The 1910-nt window shown below is 74.7% G+C and carries 1 protein-coding gene; it reads left to right on the forward strand.

What is annotated here, in order from left to right; translation table 11 throughout:
* A partial coding sequence (locus LLG88_08360) for a PAS domain S-box protein (protein MCE5246915.1) occupies positions 1-1909 on the forward strand: 1909 nt, incomplete at its 5' end.
* Between the last annotated feature and the right edge of the window lies 1 nt (position 1910).

Here is a 1910-nt window from a genome sequence, read left to right on the forward strand (position 1 = left end):
GGACGAGCTCGCCGCGATCGTGGACGCCTCGCCGCTGGCGATCGTGGCCATCGACCGCGAACAGCGGGTCGAGTTGTGGAACCGCGCGGCGGAGAAGCTGTTCGGCTGGAGCGAAGAGGAGAGTCTGGGGCGGGTCGTCCCGCGCGGGCGGAACGACGGCGGCGAATCGGCGACGCTGCTGCGGCGCGCCATCGAGCGCGCCCCCTCCTCCGCCGCGCCGATCCCGCTCGAGCGCAAGGACGGTTCGACCTTCTCCGCGGCCGTCTGGACCGCGCCGCGGCGCGACCCCGACGGCGAGCGGATCGGCATGGTCGCGCTGATGGCCGACGTCACGGACCGCGAGCGCGCGGAGGCCGCGCTGCGCCGCAGCGAGGCGCGATTCCGTTCCCTCTTCGACACGCACCAGCTCGGCATCGCGATCGCCCGCAACGGCCGGATCCTCTACGCCAACCCCGCCTACGCGCAGCTCGTCGGCGCCGCCTCGCCCGAGGACATCGTCGCCCGGCCGCTGCTCGACTTCGTTCCGCCGGAGGAGCGGGAGCGGGCGGCGGCGACCGACGTCGCGCGGGCCCCGTCCGCGGGGGCGATCAACATCCGCATGCTGCGGCTCGACGGCTCGACCTTTCCCGTCCGCGTGCACTACGACGCGCTCGAGATGCCCGACGGCGTCGCCTCGGTCTCGTTCGTCGCCGACCGCAGCGCTGAGGTGGAGAGCGCGGCGGCGCTGCGCAGCACCGAAGAGCGGCTGCGCCAGGTGCAGAAGATGGAGGCGATCGGCCGCCTCGCCGGCGGCCTCGCCCACGACCTCAACAACCTGCTGACCGCCATCGGCGGCTTCGCCGACCTGCTCGCCGAGAGGCTGCCCGACGGCGCCGAACGCGACCACGCGGCGGAGATCGTCAAGGCCTCCGGCCGCGCCGCCACCTTGACCCGCCAGCTTCTCGCCGTGAGCCGCAAGCAGGTGCTCCACCCGACGGCCCTGGACCTGAACGAGCTCCTGCGCGGACTCGTTCCGGTCGTCGCGCGCCTGCTCGGCCCGAACATCCGCCTCGAAACGTCGATCGCCGAGGCGCCGCTGACGGTCCGCGCCGATCCCTCGCAGCTCGAGCGGGTGCTCGTCAACCTCTCGGTCAACGCGCGCGACGCGATGCCCGGCGGCGGGACGCTGCGGATCGCGGTGGACGCCGCGGACGACGCGGCCCGCGCCGGCCGCCCCGAGCTCGCGCAGGGTGACTGGGCGCGGATCGTCGTCGCCGACGAAGGCGTCGGCATGGACGCCGAGGTGATGGGCCACCTCTTCGAGCCGTACTTCACGACGAAGGAGACCGGCAAGGGGACGGGGCTCGGCCTTTCGACGGTCTACGGCATCGTGGCGCAGAGCGGCGGGCAGGTCTTCGTCCGCAGCGCGCAGGGGCGAGGGACGACGTTCGAGGTCTTCCTGCCGGCGGCCGTCGGCGCCGCGCCGGACGAGGACACCGCGCCGCAGCCGGTCGAGGCCCTGCGGGCCGAAGGCCAGACGCTGCTCCTCGCGGACGACGAGGACGGCGTCCGCAGCATGCTCGCCGCGGTCCTGCGCCGCGCCGGCTTCGAGGTCCTCGAGGCGGCGAACGGCGAGGAGGCGCTGGCCGCGTCGCGCGCGCACGAAGGGGCGATCGACCTGCTGGTCACCGACATCGTCATGCCGGGGATGGACGGCCGGCGGCTCGCCGAGGCGCTGCGGCGCGAGCGGCCGGAAACGGGCGTTCTCTTCGTCTCCGGCTACACGAGCGACGCCGCGGCCGGACGGCTGCGCGGGCCGGATTCCAGCTTCCTCGCCAAGCCGTTCACGCCCGCCGAGCTGCTGCGCAAGGCGCGGTCGGCCCTCGCCAAGCGCGACGCCCGCCGCGCCGACGCGCAGCGCCCCGGCTGAG

Source organism: bacterium, assembly GCA_021372775.1.
In the GTDB taxonomy this organism is placed as follows: Bacteria; Acidobacteriota; Polarisedimenticolia; order J045; family J045; genus JAJFTU01.